Origin of the sequence: Gracilibacillus halophilus YIM-C55.5 (assembly GCF_000359605.1) — a bacterium.
Classification (GTDB): domain Bacteria; phylum Bacillota; class Bacilli; order Bacillales; family Amphibacillaceae; genus Gracilibacillus; species Gracilibacillus halophilus.
In genome coordinates, this window is the sequence record NZ_APML01000004.1 from 1 (window position 1) to 19,218 (window position 19,218).

Annotated in this window: 23 protein-coding genes; all 23 read right to left on the bottom strand. The window is 37.9% G+C overall.

Annotation, left to right across the window (positions count from 1 at the left end; all coding sequences use genetic code 11):
- Positions 1-52: 52 nt before the first annotated feature.
- Positions 53-610: a ribosome recycling factor gene (gene frr, locus J416_RS00580; RefSeq protein ID WP_003462799.1), complete on the bottom strand. Its 558-nt coding sequence runs from the start codon at positions 608-610 to the stop codon at positions 53-55.
- Positions 610-1,335 carry a UMP kinase gene (gene pyrH, locus J416_RS00585; RefSeq protein ID WP_003462801.1) on the bottom strand — a complete coding sequence of 242 codons (726 nt, stop codon included), beginning with the start codon at positions 1,333-1,335 and terminating at the stop codon, positions 610-612. Before pyrH ends, frr begins: the two co-directional genes overlap by 1 nt.
- A 207-nt stretch (positions 1,336-1,542) precedes the next feature.
- Positions 1,543-2,427 (bottom strand): translation elongation factor Ts, encoded by an 885-nt coding sequence (gene tsf / locus J416_RS00590; protein ID WP_003462802.1) that lies wholly within the window; start codon positions 2,425-2,427, stop codon positions 1,543-1,545.
- A 128-nt stretch (positions 2,428-2,555) separates the two neighbouring features.
- Positions 2,556-3,320 (bottom strand): 30S ribosomal protein S2, encoded by a 765-nt coding sequence (gene rpsB, locus J416_RS00595; protein ID WP_003462814.1) that lies wholly within the window; start codon positions 3,318-3,320, stop codon positions 2,556-2,558.
- A gap of 138 nt (positions 3,321-3,458) precedes the next feature.
- Positions 3,459-3,986 carry a DUF6115 domain-containing protein gene (locus J416_RS00600; RefSeq protein ID WP_003462817.1) on the bottom strand — a complete coding sequence of 176 codons (528 nt, stop codon included), beginning with the start codon at positions 3,984-3,986 and terminating at the stop codon, positions 3,459-3,461.
- Positions 3,987-4,004: 18 nt separating this feature from the next.
- Positions 4,005-4,307: a hypothetical protein gene (locus J416_RS00605; RefSeq protein ID WP_003462820.1), complete on the bottom strand. Its 303-nt coding sequence runs from the start codon at positions 4,305-4,307 to the stop codon at positions 4,005-4,007.
- 18 nt (positions 4,308-4,325) lie between these two features.
- The gene (locus J416_RS00610; RefSeq protein WP_003462822.1) at positions 4,326-5,696 is read right to left on the bottom strand and encodes a DUF342 domain-containing protein; all 1,371 of its coding nucleotides are present in this window, start codon (positions 5,694-5,696) and stop codon (positions 4,326-4,328) included.
- Positions 5,697-5,718: 22 nt separating this feature from the next.
- Positions 5,719-6,489 carry a FliA/WhiG family RNA polymerase sigma factor gene (locus J416_RS00615; protein ID WP_003462824.1) on the bottom strand — a complete coding sequence of 257 codons (771 nt, stop codon included), beginning with the start codon at positions 6,487-6,489 and terminating at the stop codon, positions 5,719-5,721.
- Positions 6,490-6,554: 65 nt separating this feature from the next.
- Positions 6,555-7,022 (bottom strand): chemotaxis protein CheD, encoded by a 468-nt coding sequence (locus J416_RS00620; protein ID WP_003462825.1) that lies wholly within the window; start codon positions 7,020-7,022, stop codon positions 6,555-6,557.
- A gap of 5 nt (positions 7,023-7,027) precedes the next feature.
- The gene (locus J416_RS00625) at positions 7,028-7,654 is read right to left on the bottom strand and encodes a chemotaxis protein CheC (RefSeq protein WP_003462827.1); all 627 of its coding nucleotides are present in this window, start codon (positions 7,652-7,654) and stop codon (positions 7,028-7,030) included.
- Between the two features lie 7 nt (positions 7,655-7,661).
- Positions 7,662-8,129, bottom strand: coding sequence for a chemotaxis protein CheW (locus J416_RS00630; protein ID WP_003462828.1), 468 nt, complete (start codon positions 8,127-8,129; stop codon positions 7,662-7,664).
- Positions 8,130-8,140: 11 nt separating this feature from the next.
- Positions 8,141-10,213, bottom strand: coding sequence for a chemotaxis protein CheA (locus tag J416_RS00635; protein WP_003462830.1), 2,073 nt, complete (start codon positions 10,211-10,213; stop codon positions 8,141-8,143).
- A gap of 6 nt (positions 10,214-10,219) precedes the next feature.
- Positions 10,220-11,083, bottom strand: a complete 864-nt coding sequence (locus tag J416_RS00640) for a protein-glutamate methylesterase/protein-glutamine glutaminase (RefSeq protein WP_338029432.1) — start codon at positions 11,081-11,083, stop codon at positions 10,220-10,222.
- Complete coding sequence (locus J416_RS16505; RefSeq protein ID WP_003462845.1) at positions 11,026-11,280, bottom strand: response regulator; 255 nt, start codon at positions 11,278-11,280, stop codon at positions 11,026-11,028. Before J416_RS16505 ends, J416_RS00640 begins: the two co-directional genes overlap by 58 nt.
- 6 nt (positions 11,281-11,286) lie before the next feature.
- Positions 11,287-12,141: a MinD/ParA family protein gene (locus tag J416_RS00645; RefSeq protein ID WP_003462846.1), complete on the bottom strand. Its 855-nt coding sequence runs from the start codon at positions 12,139-12,141 to the stop codon at positions 11,287-11,289.
- 2 nt (positions 12,142-12,143) lie between these two features.
- The gene (gene flhF, locus J416_RS00650) at positions 12,144-13,265 is read right to left on the bottom strand and encodes a flagellar biosynthesis GTPase FlhF (RefSeq protein WP_003462848.1); all 1,122 of its coding nucleotides are present in this window, start codon (positions 13,263-13,265) and stop codon (positions 12,144-12,146) included.
- Positions 13,262-15,295, bottom strand: a complete 2,034-nt coding sequence (gene flhA / locus J416_RS00655; RefSeq protein ID WP_003462850.1) for a flagellar biosynthesis protein FlhA — start codon at positions 15,293-15,295, stop codon at positions 13,262-13,264. The genes flhF and flhA overlap by 4 nt, the downstream gene beginning before the upstream one ends.
- A 52-nt stretch (positions 15,296-15,347) precedes the next feature.
- Entirely contained in the window at positions 15,348-16,427 is a 1,080-nt protein-coding gene (gene flhB, locus J416_RS00660) for a flagellar biosynthesis protein FlhB (protein WP_003462852.1), read from the bottom strand.
- A 2-nt stretch (positions 16,428-16,429) separates the two neighbouring features.
- A complete protein-coding gene (fliR, locus tag J416_RS00665) occupies positions 16,430-17,200 on the bottom strand; it encodes a flagellar biosynthetic protein FliR (protein ID WP_003462854.1) in 771 nt (256 codons plus the stop codon).
- A 10-nt stretch (positions 17,201-17,210) separates the two neighbouring features.
- Complete coding sequence (gene fliQ, locus J416_RS00670; protein WP_003462856.1) at positions 17,211-17,474, bottom strand: flagellar biosynthesis protein FliQ; 264 nt, start codon at positions 17,472-17,474, stop codon at positions 17,211-17,213.
- Between the two features lie 28 nt (positions 17,475-17,502).
- A complete protein-coding gene (gene fliP, locus J416_RS00675; protein ID WP_003462859.1) occupies positions 17,503-18,177 on the bottom strand; it encodes a flagellar type III secretion system pore protein FliP in 675 nt (224 codons plus the stop codon).
- Positions 18,170-18,880 (bottom strand): flagellar biosynthetic protein FliO, encoded by a 711-nt coding sequence (locus tag J416_RS00680; protein WP_003462868.1) that lies wholly within the window; start codon positions 18,878-18,880, stop codon positions 18,170-18,172. Before J416_RS00680 ends, fliP begins: the two co-directional genes overlap by 8 nt.
- Positions 18,852-19,214, bottom strand: coding sequence for a response regulator (locus J416_RS00685; protein WP_003462869.1), 363 nt, complete (start codon positions 19,212-19,214; stop codon positions 18,852-18,854). Before J416_RS00685 ends, J416_RS00680 begins: the two co-directional genes overlap by 29 nt.
- Positions 19,215-19,218: the final 4 nt, after the last annotated feature.

Sequence of the window (19,218 nt, forward strand, 5' to 3'; positions counted from 1 at the left end):
CCTCTTGCGGAAGAGGGTTAACCTAACTTATTACATTTTACCTTTTTTTCGCTTAAACTTCCATCATTTCTTGTTCTTTTTCTTTCGTTAACTGGTCAATTTTATCAATATGCGCATCTGTTTCTTTTTGGACATCATCTTGAAATGCACGAAGATCATCCTCGGTTAAATCTCCATTTTTTTCGTCTTTTTTCAATTGATCATTGGTTTCACGACGAATATTACGGATTTGAACTTTTGACTCTTCGGCATACTTTCCAATTAACTTTACAAGTTCTTTCCGTCTTTCTTCCGTTAAAGCCGGAATATTAATACGGATCACATTACCATCACTAGAAGGAGATAAACCTAAATCTGCTTTTTGAATGGCCTTTTCAATGTTTGAGATGGATGATTTGTCAAATGGTGTAATAACGAGCAAACGAGCTTCTGGTGCTGAAATCGTTGATAACTGATTTAATGGCGTCATGGCACCATAATATTCGACCGTTACATTATCTAATATCGCTGGATTTGCTCTTCCAGCTCGTACAGTGGAAAGGTTCTTTGAATAAGCTTTCACCGCTTGATCCATTTTTTCACGTGTTTCCTTCACTAATTGTTCTGACATTATTGGTTCCCCCTTATGATTGTTCCAATATTTTCACCTACAACAGCTTTTTTAATATTTCCTTCTTCAGAAATCGAGAATACCAGTAATGGGATATTATTGTCCATACATAAAGATGATGCAGTGGAATCCATTACACCTAATCCTTCATTTAGAATCTCCATATAAGATAATTGATCATACTTCGTTGCATATTTATCCACTTTCGGATCAGAAGTATAAACACCATCAACATTATTCTTAGCCATTAAGATGACATCTGCTTCGACTTCAGCCGCTCGAAGTGCAGCGGTTGTGTCTGTTGAAAAATAAGGATTTCCTGTTCCAGCGGCAAATATAACAACACGTTTTTTTTCTAAATGACGAATCGCCTTCCTTCGTATATAAGGCTCTGCCACTTGCCTCATTTCGATTGATGTTTGAACGCGCGTTGGTATGCCTTGATTTTCCATGCTATCCTGGAGAGCCAGTGAATTCATGACCGTAGCTAACATTCCCATATAATCAGCATTCGCACGATCCATGCCCATTTCACTGCCAACCTTTCCTCTCCATATATTGCCTCCACCAACAACGATCGCGACTTCAACACCTAGCTCAGCGATATCTTTCACTTGTCTAGCGACAGATTGGATAATCGATGGTTCGATCCCATAACCATCCTCACCACTTAACGCTTCACCACTTAATTTTAATACAATTCGTCTATAGTTAGCAGTTGTCATAATAACCTCCATCTATGTAAATATTATATAGAAAACAGAAGATTCGCAACCCTTAATAACAACTTTCTTCAATAAATGAATAAATTCTATTCAGTTACATACAGCATATGATGTACGAATCAATCGTTACGTCTTCTATAAATGAAATCGCATATGAAACATGATCTTTAAGAAAAGGGACACCAAGTGCCCCTTTACAAGTAAAGATTATTTCTTTGTTTGGTTCATCACTTCTTCAGCAAAGTTTTCTTCTTGCTTTTCAATTCCTTCGCCGACTTCATAACGTACAAATGACTTAACAGTTGCATCGTTATTTGCTACAACTTGCTTAACCTTTTGATCAGGGTCTTTTACAAAACTTTGCTCTAACAGACAGATTTCCTCAAAGTATTTATTTAATCGACCTTCCACCATTTTTTCGACAATATGTTCAGGCTTACCTTCATTAAGTGCTTGTGTTTTCAATACTTCTTTCTCTTGTGCTACGTCTTCTTCAGAAACAGCATCTCGAGATAGATAACGCGGATTAACTGCAGCCACGTGCATAGCAATATCTTTTGCGATATCTTCGTTTGTCGTACCTTCTAGTACGGTTAATACACCGATGCTTCCTCCCATATGTAAGTATGCACCGAAAGCATCTTGATCGGTTTTTTCAAATAATTCAAAACGACGCAAACTGATTTTTTCACCAATTTTTGCAATATTGTCGGTAATGAAAGCTTCAACCGTATCACCATCGCCATGCAATGGTTGTTTAAGCGCTTCTTCTACGGTTTCTGGTGCTTGTGACAAAATATGATTGGCTAAATCATCAAGCAATTCTTTAAATTGATCATTCTTTGTCACAAAGTCCGTTTCACAATTCACTTCTAACAATACCGCACGATTACCATCAACAGCTACATGACTAGCACCTTCAGCAGCCACACGATCTTGCTTCTTCGCAGCTTTTGAAATACCTTTCTCACGCAGATAGTTTACGGCTTGTTCCATGTCACCATCTGTTTCTTCTAATGCTTTCTTACAGTCCAACATACCTGCGCCTGTTTGTTCTCTTAATTCCTTAACCATTTTTGCATTAACTGCCATTACTATTCCTCCTTAAACAAATTCATTTTAGACATACAATGACCAGCGTTAAGAATAAGCATAGCGCTAAACCATTGTAAGGATAAAAAGGTGATAAAAGGCCTCCCTCTTATCACCTGCAACCTTTATTACTCTTCTACTGTTTCACCTTCAGTTTCTTCAGCTTCAGTAGTTTCGGCAGCTTCTTCTGCAGGCGCCTCTTCAGTAGTTTCACCTTGTTTTGCTTCTAAAACAGCATCAGCCATTTTGCCTGTAAGAAGTTTTACTGCACGAATCGCATCATCATTTGCTGGAATCACATAATCAATTTCGTCCGGATCGCAGTTTGTATCTACAATACCTACAATCGGAATGTTTAATTTATGCGCTTCTGCAACTGCAATACGTTCTTTTCTTGGATCAATGATAAATAATGCATCTGGTAATTTATTCATTTCTTTAATGCCACCCAAGAATTTTACTAAGCGTTCTTTTTCTTTTAATAGATCGACAACTTCTTTCTTCGGTAGTACTTCAAAAGTACCGTCTTCTTCCATTTGTTCAATATCTTTCAAACGATTGATACGTTTACGAATGGTTTCAAAGTTTGTCAGCGTACCGCCTAACCAACGTTGATTGACGAAATACATCCCAGAACGAATCGCTTCGTCGCGAACCGTGTCCTGCGCTTGTTTTTTCGTACCTACGAACAATATCGAACCGTCATTTTCTGCAATCTCTTTCACAAAGTTAAATGCTTCTTCAACCTTCTTCACGGTTTTTTGAAGGTCAATGATATAAATACCGTTACGCTCAGTGAAGATATATTTCTTCATCTTTGGATTCCAACGGCGTGTTTGATGTCCGAAATGGACACCTGCTTCTAATAGTTGTTTCATTGAAATAACTGCCATTTCTTTTCCTCCTAAATTGGTTTTTTTAGCCTCCGTTTGCATCATTAAGCATAAGGACTTAACCAAGCACCTCTTAGGCCTTCTGCAAACGTGTGTAATTCACACCGATAACAAATATATCATAACAGTTAATCACTATCAAGAAAAATTCGTTTCATTTTGATGAAATTTTAATAATAATTCGACTTCTGTTTTCCCCATATGTAATTTGCGAGCAATGTCATCCGCAGAAAGTCCTTTTCCATAGTAATGAAGTACTTGAGCAGTTTCTGAGGCTTCAACTGTATCCTCATGTTCACCATCGGTCTGAATCAAATGTTTCGAATCTGTGTATTGAGGGGCCGTATTTGTAGTGACATCTATTTCTGGTGTAGTTGTTTCTTTCGATTTTTCCTTTTCGATCGCGGTTTCAGGTGACGACGCTTCCTCTGCATGCGTATCAACCGATGTCATTTGTTGATTTTGTAGCTGCTTCATGAAATCATGGTTTTCTTCTTTTAATTCCATCAAATGAAAAGATAGCAATTCTTCCATTGACTTCACTTGGTCTTGTACGTTTTTCTCCAATTCTTCAAGCTTTGTTTGTTTGGATTTCCATTGTCGAAATAATACAAAGGTCAATCCATGTAATAAAAAACTAAATAATAATAATAATTCCACAATCATTATGAAAACAAACCCTTCTTACGTGCTAAAATCAAACCTTTTACCAAGATATGGATGTTTCGTTGCTTCTTGTTGTTGCTTCTGTTGGTGTTTGATGGTCGGTAAAGGAGCTGGTGTTTCTGATTCTTCTTGATCATTATTGGCTTTTTCATTCGCATCGGATTGATTCACTTGTTTACGTCTCTTGATTTCTTCGGACGCGATCGTTTGTGCCAATTGATTTTGCATAACTCGACCTTGTTGTTGCATAAGGTCTTGCATTTTTCCAGCATCTTGTGTTCTCGGTAAAGCAATTTGCATTTCTACCGATTTCCAACTCATATCCAGCACCCTTTCGTTTTAAGAAAGTGGACGAATGACAATTTCGTTTTCTTCCAAAAAAACATTGACACGTTGATGCTCTTGATTGACTACACGCTTATATTTTCCAAAAATCAATTCCGTATGATCATTCAATACACCTTTTACTTCTAGACTCATGCCATCGAGATTGCCTAACATGTACTGTAAATCTTCTAATTCTGTTTTTACATTTTCTAATTCTGACTCGGTTTGTTCCCACATGTTTCGTTGCTTTAATAACATAATTCGTTCTTTCGTTGGTAATTGTCCAACTTGTTCTTGTTTTTGTTGAAGCTGTTGACCTAGTACTTTTAACTTTTCTTTTTTATCAAGCAAATCATTTTTTTCATCTGCTAATGCTTGAGCTCTCTCTCTTAGCTTCTTGTTAATACCAAAAGCAAGCTCGGTTTTTGTATTTGCCTTATTCCCAACATGATTGACAACTATTTTTTTACCTGCTGAAATGGAACCACCTATGATATTACCATTTTCACAAAAAACATTCTCTTGTGCAACACATTGACTATGCATGATAGAATTCTGGATCACTAAATCTTTGCCTACATGGACATCAGCTTGATTAATATAACCACAATGCAAATTGGCGCCTGCATGGATTGTCGCTTTCTCCATTCCAGCAATGCCTTCTTTAATCGTAATATTTTCACCCGCTTCTAAATGAGCACCTTCAACCAAACCAAAGACGGTAATATCACCTTTGGCATGAATCGTATAACCAGTTGGGACATTGCCGTGTATGGTGATAGAACCAACAAAATCAAGGTTGCCTGTTTCTAACGACACGTCACCTTTCACTTCGTAAACAGGAAATACTTGCAATATTCGGTCACCATGAGATAACTGACCGGCTACCTCAGCATAATACGCATTTTCCGAAGACTCGAATTGAACATTTTTTCCTGCTCTACACTTCGCAGGCTTTCCTTTACTTGCCTTGATCACTTGATTGTAGACGTCAACACCATTCACACCTTCTGTTGGCGGAACTAATTCGGCAATCTTTTCGCCTTCTTCAACCGTTGGAATTCTCGCCACATCTCGGAAGCTTTTCTTCTCTTCAACTTCCAAAGAAGATTGTAGTGATTTTATTAATTTTAACTCTCCATCTTTCCCATTCTTCGGTAGCTCGCCCTTGGCAATCTCCACTTGCTTCTTCTCTTTTAACGTATGAAATATCGAGTCCCAAGAAGTGTTTAGCACTCTCTCTTCCATTTCTTTTTCCTTCATTAGTGTCCAGAAATCATCTTCTTGTACTTGATCAATAGCATCATAATCAACGACCGTTAATGTTGCCGATAAACGATCTTTGGCTACATGGACATCGATAATTTTATTGTCCTCACTCATATTTTCAAGCCCCTTTAAATGATTATTTCTTTTCTTGCATCATCAGCTGTCGTGTCTTATAGATGGCTTGTTTATGAATTTGCGAAATCCTTGAAGTTGTTAACTCAAGCACTTTTCCGATTTCGGTAAATGTCAATTCTTTATCGTAAAATAAGCTAAGAACCATTTGTTCATTTGTATTTAATTTTGAAATGGATGCTGATAGTTCACCATAATCTTCATGTTGAATCATTTTTTCTTCAGGGGTTAACGCATGATGATCAGGTATGAGATAGCCAATGCCCTCTCTTTGATCATCGTTTGTATCATTGCTTTTTTCTTCCATTGATAATAAATTAGCAAAAAAGCTATCTTTCACCGTTTCTTCCACTTCATCCTTCTCTATCCCTAATTGATGAGCAACTTCTTCTGAAGACACTTCTCTTTGCAACTGTTGTTCTAATTCTTCGGTCACTTTTTCAATTTTTTTCACTTTGTCGCGCGTCGATCGTGGCAGCCAATCCTCTTTTCTAAGTCCATCTAATATGGCCCCTTTTATGCGAAAGGAGGCATACGTGTCAAATTTCAAGTCCCGTTGATGGTCAAACTTTCGAATCGCATCATATAAACCATATAATCCTAGACTTTTGATGTCTTCTCTTTCTACACTTTTTGGGAGGTTAACGACGATACGTTGGACGTGATAATGGACAAGATACATATAGTTTTCAATTAAATCGTTCGCATTCATATCAGTCTGTTCATTGATCCAGTTATCCCAAACTTCGTCGTTTGATGTATAGTTTGACAACACTCAAAATCACTCCCTTAGGTTCAAAGCATTCCATTACATCTCAATCATGTCTCCACTTACGGTTTTCATCTCCAATATGCCTGTTTCGATATGAAAAAGAATCGTACGCCCTTTATCACCACCGACATCTTTAGCCGGATGGGAATTTGGTATTGTTGCAATTTAGCTATGACAGCCTCAACGTTACGATCACCTATTCTTAACATTTGATTACTCGAACGAAAGCTAAACATTTGGGCGCCACCTGCTAGTTTCGCTTCCAATGCTTTTTTTTCTGCCCCTTGTTTCAGTAATGTTTTGACCAATTGATCGATTGAGGTATCAGCGTACTTATAAAGATTCGTAGGTGGTTTACTACTTGCTGTTGAATCGGGAAGCATAATATGAGCAAGACCTGCTATTTTTCGTGCTAAGTCATAGACAACAACACCGACACATGACCCCAAACCTGCCGTCTTCAGTATGGCAGGTGATGTTGCCAACTGCATATCAGCTATCCCTACTTTCACGATTGATGTAGTCGTAAGCGTCATCTCTCTTAAACTCCTATCGCTTGAAAAATTTGCGAGAAAGATCCCGGATCAGGTAAAAGGAAGAAATGTCCTTTCGTTGCTCCCGCACTTGTTCCTTCCTCTTCAATGGTCGTATCAATCACAATCGCATAGTCACTTTCTTGTGAAACTTCGACTAACCCTTGCATTAAAATAGCTGCCGCCATATCAATCGTCACATTAGGAACAGATGGTTGCATAGTGATCGACGTAAAATCAGATAAAGCGGATAAATATGACCCCGACAATATATTTCCGACTTCTTGAATGGCAGATAAACCAAATTCATTAGACGCGTGATCATGTAATCGGAAGTTTGTATCTCCAATCACTTGCTGAGCCAAAGATTCTGCCTCATTTGGAGAAAGGACGAAAAACATACTCCCTGGTGCCTGCCCTTCAATTCGTAGGAACACACTAACAATTTCTTCTTCCGGTCCACCGACTTCTTCCATTAATTCATTAAACCCTACTACTTTAATTGCGGGAACTTTCATATCTATTTTTTTATTCACCATCGCAGATAGGGCAGTTGCAGCGTTACCTGCACCGATGTTTCCAATTTCTTTTAATATATCAAAGTGCTGATCTGTTAAATCTTCCATATTCACCATTAGCGATTTACCTTTCTTTTGTATACGCATTTTGATAGGATTCGATTGATAATACCTTGTCAAGCTGTAACAACATGATTAAACGGTTATTTATGTTTACGACGCCATCAATGTAATCAGCATCAACGGTTCCAATCACTTGTGGTGCAGGTTCTATTGAATCTTCAGGAATATCAATCACGTCATAAGCCGCATCGACGACGAAACCTACTTTGAAGTTCTCTCTGTGAATAATGATGATTCGTGTACTTTCAGTTGGTTCAATAGATTCCATGCCAAAACGTTTTCTTAAATCAATAATGGGGGTGACCACCCCGCGAAGGTTAATGACCCCTTGAACAAAGTCAGCTGCATTTGGTACGCGCGTAATATGCTGCATTCGTTCAATTCCGCCAACAACTTCAACAGGAATCGCATATTCTTCTTTATCTAGCTCGATCACAATTGATTTGATCTCTTGTCCTTCTGTCTCCATTTGTGTACCTCCTAATTAATCAATGTGTTGGTATCCACAATTAAGGCTACTTGCCCATCTCCTAAAATTGTTGCTCCAGATATCGCAAATACATCACCTAAATAGTCGCCTAATGTTTTCAGTACAATTTCCTGCTGCCCAACAAATGTATCTACAACTAAACCAGCCATCTTATCGCCTTTTCGAATAATGACGATGGAATAATATTCTTCATCTGCTTGTTCTTCTGTTGGCACGTTAAATACTTTTCTTAACGAGACCAGTGGCACGATCTTACCTCTAAAGTCAATCACTTCTTTATTATGAGCATTGAAAATTTCTGATTTACTAACAATGGCTGTCTCAATAATGGATGACAACGGCACGGCATATTTCTCTTTTTCTACTTCAACGAGCAACACTGAAATAATTGATAATGTTAATGGTAACTGAATCGCAAATAGAGAACCGTTTCCTTCTTCAGAATGGATCGTAATCGAACCACCTAACGATTCGATCGTACTCTTTACGACATCAAGTCCAACCCCACGTCCAGAAACATCAGAAATTTGATCGGCCGTAGAAAAACCAGGTTCCATAATCAATTGATGGACTTGGTTATCCGTTAATGATTGGGCTTGTTCGTCTGTGATGACACCATTTTTAATCGCTTTGTTCGCTACTTTTTCACGGTTCACCCCAGCACCATCATCTGAGATTTCAATGAAAACATGATTTCCACTATGATACGCTTTTAATAAAAGGTTTCCTTGTTCAGATTTCCCTAATTCTTTCCGCTTTTCTGGTTCCTCTACACCATGGTCAAGCGCATTACGGATCAAGTGTACTAATGGATCACCTATTTCATCGATGACTGTTCGATCAAGCTCTGTTTCAGCGCCTTCAATTTCTAGATTGATTTGTTTTCCTAAATCTTTAGATAACTGACGAACCATACGTGGGAACCGATTAAACACTTGTTCGATAGGTACCATTCGCATATTTAAAATAATATTTTGTAAATCACCTGAGATTCGTGTCATCCGTTCAACTGTCTCTTGTAATTCGTTATGGCGCAAATTAGCCGAGATTTGCTCAAGGCGTCCACGATCAATGACAAGTTCTTCAAATAAATTCATGAGCGCATCAAGACGGTCGATATTGACACGAATTGTTTTGCCTCCGACCTTCTGCTTTGGCTTTTCTGTCGATTGTTTCGTTTCGGGTTTTTGGTTTTCTTGTTGAGCAGATGCTTGTTCTTCTTCCGTATCTTTTGAAGAAGAAGGTTGTTCGTTAACTTCATCCGTTTGTTCTGCTTCGCTGTGTGCATCAAAAGGTTCGACGATCACATTTTCCACTTCTGAAACTTTATAAATTTTTTGTTGTACTGCTTCTGCTTCATCTTTAGTGACGAGTAGCACTTGGAACGTTTCTTCAAAATTTTCTTCTTCTAATTCTTGCACTTCTGGTTCAGATTTGATCACTTCGCCAACTTGTTCCAACACTTCAAACACCATATACACACGTGCTGCTTTTAATAAACAATTGTCATTTAGTTTCACTTCCACACGATAATTGTTGTACCCATTCTCTTGGGATTGATCTAAAACTGCTAGTTCAAACTGATCGAGTGATGAAAACTGTCCTGTAGAAGTAGTTTCATTTTTGGTAGCTTCACTCCCAGCTTGTTTTTGATCACTTGATTGTTCGCTAGTTGTGGGCACTTCTCCATGTTTTTCAACGTGTTGCAGCTGATGAACCAATTCTTTTACATCGCTGGCACCATCACCACCCTCAGCAATATCAAAAACCATACCTTCTAATTCATCTACTGCTTGAAAGATAATATCGATAATGTCTGAATTAATGACCAATTGATCATTTCTTGCGGCATCTAACACGTTTTCCATTTTATGCGTTAAATCTGATAACTCTTGATATCCCATCGTCGCAGCCATACCTTTTAACGTATGAGCAGCACGAAAGATTTCTCCAATCGTATCTTTATCAGTTGGTGTGTTCTCTAGATCCATTAACTGATCATTTAACGATTGAATGTGTTCTTTACTCTCCTCAATAAAAACTTCCAGATATTCGTTTTCCATCGACAATCACCTCTTTGTTTGAATTTTTTGTGACAGTGCTTCCCCTATTTCTGGTAAATGCAATACATAATCGATGAATCCTGTCTTTTCAGCTGCTTGAGGCATGCCATACACCACACAACTTTGTTCAGATTGAGACATTGCGATCGTTCTTGGATGATGTTTCTTCAAATCTAATAATCCACTCGCTCCATCACTTCCCATACCTGTTAAAATGACGCTAATGGGATGACATTTTTTTAGCTGGGCTACCGATCGAAACAAGACATCAACTGAAGGCTCATGACCATTGATCGGTTCTTTTTTCGTTACATGACAAATCAACTCAACCCCGTTCTGTGAAATCTCCATTTGCCTGCCACCCGGCGCAATATACGCCGTTCCTTTTTCGAGCTTTTCACCATTTTCTGCTTCCTTTACATGTATAGAAGACAATTTATTCAATCGGTCAGCTAATGATTTCGTAAAACCTGGTGGCATATGTTGAACAATAGTAATAGGTGCTGGAAAAGACTTTGGAAGTGATGTTAACACTTGCTGCAAAGCACGTGGACCACCTGTTGATGCACCTATGGTTACAATCGGTGTATCACTTTGGATCGGTTTAGCTGACATAATCGATGAATGATGATTTTGAGACGATTCTTGCTTTGACAAAACCGAAATATTGGCTTGAGCTGCTTCTGCAACAGTTGATTGGATGACTGATTCAATCGTATGGATATCTAGTGAGATTGAACCAGAGGGTTTGGTGATAAAATCTACCGCACCATATTCCATCGCTTCTACTGTCTTATCTGCCCCTTCCTTTGTTAAACTGGACAACATAACAACGGGGGTTGCTTTTCGCCCATGATCCGTTTCAAACACGTGATGCCATCCATAATTGGCATTTCTACATCTAACGTGACTACATCAGGTTGTAAGGAATGCGTTTTTTCTAGTGCATCTCGTCCATTTTTAGCGGTATCAACGACTTCCAACATATTTGAACGATTAATCATGTCAGAGATCATTTTCCTCATAAACGCAGAGTCATCAACGACTAGTACTTTATGTTTGTTCATAGATGTCTACCTTTCTTTCATAAAATGTCTCAATTTTGCTAGAAAACCTGATTGTTGCTCTTTTTTTGGTTGATCACCGATATAATGATTGACCATTCGATTCATCGCCTTCGATACTGGTGCTTTTGGATTATGTATGATAAATGGTTCTTGATGAATAACTGCCTCCATTACAGCTTGATCATCTGGTATCCAGCCTAGGGATTGTATGTCATAATTCAAAAATTGTTTCACCGCTTGTTCCATTCTACTTTCCATTTCTTGAGCTTGTTTGCGACTTTGCACACGATTTAATAGAAGATAAAATGGTAACGGTTGCTGCAAAAGAATGTGCTTCACCATGGCATAAGCATCTGTTAATGAAGTAGGCTCTGGCGTTGTCACCAACACACATTCATCGACTGCTAAAATAAAATGAATTGAATCCCTCGTCACACCTGCACCCATATCGAAAATAATGTAATCATAGTCATAGAACACTTCTTGTAATTGATCCAGAAAGAAGTCTAAACGATCCTGATTTAAGTAAAATATTTGATTTTGCCCCGTTCCGCCAGAAATATAGGATAAAGAATATGGTCCTGATTCTATAATACCATATATCGACAAATTTTTCTCTAACATTGTGACAATTGATTGATTTTGTGTCACACCTAATAAAACGTCAATATTACCCATGCCAACGTCTAAATCAAAAAGCAGGACTTTCTTACCTTTTTTCGCTAACGAGAGTGAGAAGTTTAACGCAATATTTGATTTTCCTACTCCTCCTTTGCCGCTAACGACCGCTAAAGTTTTCGCTTGTTGGTATCCTTGCAACTTCTTCATTTTCTGTCTTAAATTCGCTGCCTGGTCGCCCATGACTAATCACCTACTATCATTTCTACGGTGTGATCTATCGTAGCTTCTTCTATATCATCAGGGACATCTTGCCCGTTAGTTAAATAGGCAATACCAATACCATACGTTAAACAAAGATTCGCAAGGGCACCAAATGTAGAGGTTTCATCTTTTTTGGTAAAAATAATTTGTTTTAGAGGTACATTATCGAATTGCTGATAGATCTCTTCTAAATCTTGTGCTCTTGTTGTTAATGATAGGACTAAATATGTATCAACATCATGCGCTAAATCCATCTGTTGTGATAATTCCTCAACATATTTTTTATCTTTAAAATTACGACCAGCTGTATCGACAAGGACAATATCATAGTTTTGAAATTTTTGACGAGCTTTTTGATAATCGTTCAAATCATAAGCAATTTCAAGTGGGACATCTAAAATTTTCGAATACGTTTTTAATTGCTCTATGGCAGCTATACGATAGGTATCGGTCGTAATAAAAGCCACACTTTTCTTTTCATGTAACGAACAATAGGCTGCTAATTTTGCGATGGTTGTTGTTTTGCCTACACCTGTAGGTCCAACAAAATGTACAAACTGTTGTTCAAATAAGGAACCACCAAATGTCCCTGATTGACGCATTTCTTTTTTGAATTGATGTTTCACCGATTGCCATAGCTCTTCAGTATCTACTTGAATCGGATCATCAAATGAATTCGTGCTTTGAACCCCTTGAATCACACGGTCGATCACTTCAGGATGTACTTCTTTTTCAATCAAATGATCATAAATCAGTTGAAATGGGTATTCATACTTTTGTTGTTGTGCGGTATTTTGTTGTATCCAACGCTTCATATCTTTAATTTCTTTTAGAACCGCTTCTTGATCTTGGTTCGAAGTTGCATCGAATGATGACCGTTGTCGCTCCGCAGCTTTCGGTTGTTCTTCTCGAACCGGTGCTACTTTGTTTGCTGCGGGATCGATCGCCGCTAGCACTTCAATTTTTCGTTGCTTAAATAGGCCTAAAAAGCCACCATCTTGTATTTCCTTTGAATTGAGAATAACAGCGTCATTCCCTAATTCCTTTCGAACGACTTGCATCACTTCTGGCATATTTTTGCCTTTAAACTTTTTTACTTTCATGATACGTTCACCACCCCGATGCTTTGGATTTCCACTGTTGGTTCAATTTCGTTATATGATAACACAACGACTTGCGGGAAGTAACGATCCAATAATTGTCTGATATACATTCGTATTGTCGGTGAACATAATAAAATCGGTTGTTCTTCTTGTAGAGACATGTTTTCTACGTTTTCTGATACCGATTGGATGATTCGTTGTTGATTATCTGGATCCATCGCTAAATAACTACCATATTCCGTCTGTTGGACATGTTCAGCCACAAGTTTTTCAACGTCGCCTGATATCGTCACGACTTTGAGTTGATCTTTATTTTGCATAAGGTCATTCGTAATTTGAGAAGATAATGATTGACGAACATATTCTGTGAGTAAATCTGTATCTGTTGTCATTTTGGCAAAGTCGGCTAATGTTTCAAAAATAACAGGTAAATTTTTGATTGATACTTTTTCACGCAATAATTTCGCCAATACTTTCTGTACATCTCCAACAGCTAATGGTTCTGGTGTCACTTCTTCGACTAAAATAGGATAGTTTTCCTTTAGGTGGTCGATCAATTGTTGCGTTTCTTGTCTTCCAAGTAGTTCGTGCGCATGTTGTTTAATGATTTCGGTAATATGTGTCGAAACAACTGATGGTGGGTCGACAACAGTATAGCCTGACATTTCAGCGTCATCTTTTGCTTCTTCTGTAATCCATTTGGCTGGCAATCCAAACGCAGGTTCAGTCGTATGTACCCCATCTAAATCATCTTCTTCAATACCAGGACTCATCGCCAAATAATGATCTAATAACAATTCACCTTGAGCGACCTGGTTTCCTTTTACTTTTAAACGATATTCATTTGGATTGAGTTGAATATTATCTCGAATTCGTACAACCGGTATAACGACACCTAATTCAATGGCAAGTTGTCGACGAATCATAACAATCCGGTCTAATAAATCGCCCCCCTGATTGGAATCGGCTAGCGGAATTAAACCATAACCAAATTCAAACTCTATCGGGTCCATATTAATGAGACCAACCACATTCTCTGGTGCTTTCATATCTTCTGATTCTGATTCGTCCACTGCTTCTTCCGTAGGTTCTTCTTCAACGGTATTTCGTCTAGATAAGAAAAAGCCAGAACCGATCAAAATAAGAGCAATGATTGTCGTTAGTATTGGATTAATCGGGGTGAAACCGAGAAAGAAAACTGTACCACCGGCAACATACAACAGTGTCGGATAGCGTAATAATTGTTTGCTTACATCAGCGCTTAAATTGCCTTCAGAAGCGACTCTTGTCACAACAATCCCTGTAGCAGTTGATATAAGTAAAGCTGGAATTTGACTGACCAAACCATCTCCGACTGTTAAACGCATATATGTATTCATTGCTTCGGTAAAGCCCATTCCCCCTTGCGCCATACCGATGATTAAACCAAAAATAATATTAATCAGTACAATGACAATACCTGCAATGGCATCCCCTTTTACGAATTTACTTGCACCATCCATCGCACCATAAAAATCGGCTTCATCTTCAATCTTTTCTCTTCGTTCTTTGGCTTGTTGTTCATTAATCATACCCGCATTTAAATCGGCATCGATACTCATCTGTTTCCCTGGCATCGCATCAAGCGTAAAACGTGCAGATACTTCAGACACACGTTCACTCCCCTTGGTAATCACTAAAAACTGAATAATAACTAAAATAGCAAAAACAACAAAACCAACGAGTGGATTATCACCGATTACGAAAGTACCGAATGTTTGAACAACGCCACCAGCATCAGCTTCTGCTAAAATTGAACGTGTCGTTGATACATTCAATCCAAGTCGGAATAATGTCAATAAAAGTAACAAAGATGGAAAGACAGAAAATTGCAAAGCTTCCGTTGTATTCATGGAAACTAAAATTACAATTAACGCTAGAGATATATTTGTTAAGATGAGTATACTTAACAGCCACCCCGGTAACGGAATGACTAACATGACGATTATAGATATAACACCTAGCAATACGGAAAAATCTCTAGCTCTCATTTCTTACAACTCCTTTAATACGTAACAAACCCTTGATGTGTATCATTGGCATTTACACCTTTTTCTGCAAACGATAAACGTAAGCCAGTATTTCAGCAACCGCTTGATAAAATTCTTCACTAATGGCTTCACCAATCTCTACTTGATCATATAATGCTCTTGCTAAAGGGCGATCTTCCACCATGATCACTTGATAATTTTTTGCCACATCTTTAATTCGGACAGCGACATAATCTACACCTTTTGCAACAACATAAGGCGCCTCTGCCTGCGCCTCATCATATTTAATCGCAATCGCATAATGCGTTGGATTGGTAATGATGACGTCAGCTTCAGGAACTTCACTCATCATTCGTTGTGTCGCCATTTGTCTTTGCCGATCTTTCATTTTGGACTTAATTTGTGGGTCACCTTCAATGTTTTTATGTTCATCTTTTACATCATTTTTGGACATACGATTTTGCTTTTCAAAATCATACCGCTGATATGTATAATCGATAACAGAAATAATCAATAAAGCAATCGAAGCAGCAAATCCCATTTGCATCGTCATATCACTAAAAAATGCCAGCGATCCATCAATACCTTTGGTCGTTAAATCTAACATTTCTCCTCGATTCATCCATATAATGGCGAATGTGATCGCTCCTGTTAAAGAAATTTTTAGTAATGATTTCACCATTTCGACTAATGCTCTTGCTGAGAAGATTCGTTTCGCACCTTGTAGTGGATCAATCTTATTCAACTTCGGTTTTAGTGGATCACCTGAGAATAAAAAACCGAATTGTAATAGATTCGAACCGATACCCGCGACAATAGCAACAGCCATAATGGGAGAAATTGCTTTAGCGATTTGCCATGTATAATCAAAGAACATGTCATAAATATTTTGATTCGTTACGGGCTGATGAATATATTCGGTGAACGATTTACTATAAATAGACGTTAATGTATAACGTAAATATTCACCAATTACTAATAACATAACGAAAACAAAAAATAGTAAAATTGCTGTATTTACATCCTGACTTTTCGTTACTTGTCCTTTTTTACGTACATCTTGACGCTTTTTCGGGGTTGCTTTTTCTGTTTTTTCTCCAGCGAAAAATTGCAAATCAACTTGTAATCGCAACGTTAAGCACCTCCGAAAATACGTATTAATTCTTGCATCGTTTCAAGTGTAAAATGAAACAATTGCTTCACTGCCATAATATAAAAGGCAATAAACATAAATAAGACAACAAAAGTAACAAAAATCTTTAATGGTAAACCGACAACAAACACATTTAATTGTGGTACCGTACGAGCGATAATCCCTAAAGCGACGTCGACTAAGAACAGACATCCAACGATCGGGATAGCTAGCTGAAAGGCCATCATAAACATTTCACTGAAAGTAACAATAATGAATTCCACGTTTTCTAAATGAATCAATTCATCTAATGGTAATTCTTGAAAACTAAAAAACAACCCATTAATGAATAAATGATGTCCATCCACACTTAAAATAAATAACATCGCAATCGTATAAAAGTACTGTCCAATTAACGGACTCTGTGCCCCCGTCTGTGGATCGACTACGTTGGCTATAGCAAATCCCATTTGAAAATCTATAAATCCTCCAGCAATTTGGATGGCGGTTAAAATAATGTAAGCGATCAGTCCTAATAGTAATCCGATGACGACTTCTTTCATTATTAGAATGACAAATTCACCATTCAATCCTACTGTCGGTGTTTCGATGGAATAAAAGGTAATCCATGCTAAGAAAAATGCAATCCCTATTTTTAATTGATTGGGCATACTGCGATAGGAAAATATCGGAACCGTAGCAAAAAAAGATATTACTCTCGCAAGAATCAGAATAAATGCAGGGAAACTATTTATATTGATCCAATCGATCATAGGCTATCGCTCAAAACCGGTTAATATTTTGAAATACATTATTAGCAAACTCGACCATAGTCGTTAACATCCATGGTCCTAATACAGCAATCCCGATTAATACTGCTACGATTTTGGGAATAAATGCTAATGTCTGTTCTTGAATTTGTGTCGTTGCCTGAAAAATACTCACAAGCAAACCAACCGCTAGTGCCAGAATTAATACAGGTCCGACAACAAGTAATATCGTATAAATTCCTTGTTCTGCTAATGAAACAACAAATTCCCCACTCAACTGATTGGCTCCTTTCTACTACTTCAAGTCAGATCGGGAAAAACCCATCTAATAAAGAATGTGTAATTAAATACCAGCCATCGACTAACACAAACAACAAGATTTTAAACGGTAACGAAATCATCACCGGTGGTAACATCATCATACCCATGGACATTAAAACACTAGCAACAGCCATATCAATCACTAAAAACGGAACAAAGATCATAAAGCCCATCTGAAAAGCTGTTTTTAACTCACTAATAGCAAAAGCTGGTACGAGCGTTGTTAACGGAATCTCTTCCACCGTTTCTGGTTGTTCGATTTCCGCATAATTCATAAATAACGCTAAATCTTTTTGCCTAGTATGCTCAGACATAAATTCCTTTAGTGGTGTACTCGCATTTGTATAGGCTTCATCAAGTGAAATTTCTTCATTAAATAACGGTTGTAATGCCTCTTCGTTAATCTGACTGAACGTCGGCGCCATGACAAAGAATGTCATAAACAGGGCGAGTCCAATCAACACTTGGTTCGGTGGCATTTGTTGCGTTGCTAGCGACGTTCGAACAAAGGAAAGAACAATCAAAATTCTTGTAAAACATGTCATCAAAATGAGAATACTAGGAGCTAACGATAAAACAGTAAGCAACAATAATAGCCGTACCGATGTCGATACGTTCTCTGGATTTGCCCCAGAAAATACGTCTACTAAATCAGGCATTGCGATCATCTTTCTTCTGTTTTATCATCTCTCTAACTTGTTTTCTTCCTTTTTTCATTTGATTGAGCTCCTTTTGAAACAAACCATGAAAGTCTTTCCACGAGTTTGCCTTACTTGTATGTTGCTTCTTGTCCTCATGTTTGTCTCCCTTTAAGAAATCGATGGGGTTCACTGATGAAGGCTGTTCTTCTTGTAATTGTTCAATGGTTTCTTCATCCGTGATTTCCGTTAACATTTCAATACTATCGCCTACACCAATCACAAAATAACGTTCGCCTATACGAATGGTTTGTAACGTCTTATTGGATCCGACGGAAATGCCACCTAAATTCTCAAGTACACGACCACGATTCACAAATTGATTACGTTTTTTGATAAATTTGGAGATCAAAACAATCAATCCAATGACAACAGCTAAAGCAAACACCAACTTGATAAAACTTCCCATGAGGCTAGGCATACCGCTCGAACTGGTGTCTAAGGTTTGTTCTTGATCCGTTTCTGCTGGTTGTTCCTCTGTTTCTGTTGCGTCTTCTGAATCTTGTTCCTGATTGCCGTTGTTTAACATATCATCAACTGTTGGCGATTGTGCGAGAACCGATATTGGCAGTATTCCTATGGCAATCATACAGGTAAGAAGACATAAAACGATGCGCTTAATTGTCCTCACCTCATTAACCAATAACTTTTGAAATGGCCTCAATGACACGATCACCTTGGAATGGCTTCACAATAAAATCTTTTGCGCCTGCTTGAATCGCATCAATAACCATCGCTTGCTGTCCCATGGCAGAACACATAATCACTTTCGCATCACTATTGATTTCAAGTATTTCTTTCAGTGCTTCTAACCCATCTTTTTCTGGCATTGTAATATCCATCGTGACAAGGTCTGGTTCAGATTCTTTATACTTATCGACTGCTTCTACACCGTCTTGTGCTTCACCTACAACTTCATAACCATTTTTTGTTAAGATATCCTTAATCATCATTCTCATAAATGCTGCGTCATCCACGATTAATACACTTTTTCCCATTGTA